The following is a 1,011-nucleotide window of genomic DNA, read 5'->3' as shown; positions in this document are numbered from 1 at the left end:
TCATCGATGGGATGAACTGTACGCCGGTGGGGTGCAGAGAAAAACCACCGGGTCGCGAACTAACTGTTCCAGTATTGGAAACAATGAAGATGGGATGAGGGCCAGTCCATAGGCTTGGGGCACTGGTTCGGTCGGAGATAGGTACCTGCTGATGGATAACCCGGGTACATATTCAGGACGGTTGCAGAGTGCAGGGCTGCAGAGCTGTAGACCCGAAGGCGTGTGACGGGCGCACCTGCGCAGAGTCAGCGGGTTAGCTCCGCAATGTGGCCTGCAGGGGCTGGATGTGGGGTGTTCAATTCAATGCCCATGGAAAGCAGTTTGCGGCTGAACTGCACGTGCCGTCAGGCTGAGCGGCAGTCCACCCATACACACAATGGCCGCCCTCTGGGCGCTCTGATGCGTGTCGCGTTGTAGATGCTCGGGATAGCCGCCAGCCGGTATTCAGCGCAGGAGCGGCGCGTCGGGTAGCTCGTTGACGGAGGGCGAATCGGTGGCGCGCGGAAAGTGCTCCGCCAGCAGGGCGCCTACCGCCCCCACGGCCTGCGCCAGGCCTTCTTCGTAGCGGCCTTGCTGAAACTGGGCCGACATCTTTGTCGCCATCTCCTGCCATGCGGTGGGTGGGACATGCCGTGCCAGGCCCCGGTCGGCGACGATCTCGAACGCATGTTCCGGCATCAGCAGGTAGATCAGCACGCCGTTGTTGTGTTCGGTGTCCCACACGCGGTGTTTGCTGAACAGCATCAGCGCGCGTTCGCGTGCATTGGCGTGACGGCGCAGGTAGCTCCAGGGGAGCCCCGCTTCCGCCACGATGCGAATCTGCCCGGTGTGCTGCCGCTCGCTGGCAGCGACCTGCGCGCCGAGGCGCTGCAGTGCTTGCAACGGGATGGCGGATCGGCCGAAGGCGTCGTGCCAGCGATGGTGGACGAGCCTCCAGATGGAACGCCATAGCGTGTGCGTTGGTTGCCCGCTGTTCTCAACACCCATCACCAGTCCCCCGATGCACCGCCG

Annotated in this window: 1 protein-coding gene; it reads right to left on the bottom strand. The window is 63.3% G+C overall.

Annotated elements, in window-relative coordinates; genetic code table 11:
- Positions 1-444: 444 nt before the first annotated feature.
- The gene (locus tag AC07X4_RS23965; RefSeq protein WP_056059068.1) at positions 445-987 is read right to left on the bottom strand and encodes a TPM domain-containing protein; all 543 of its coding nucleotides are present in this window, start codon (positions 985-987) and stop codon (positions 445-447) included.
- Between the last annotated feature and the right edge of the window lie 24 nt (positions 988-1,011).

It is taken from the genome of Acidovorax sp. GW460-11-11-14-LB4 (genome assembly GCF_059423685.1).
The sequence above is the reverse complement of the archived record's forward strand: the minus strand, read 5'-3'. Positions and strand labels throughout refer to the sequence as shown.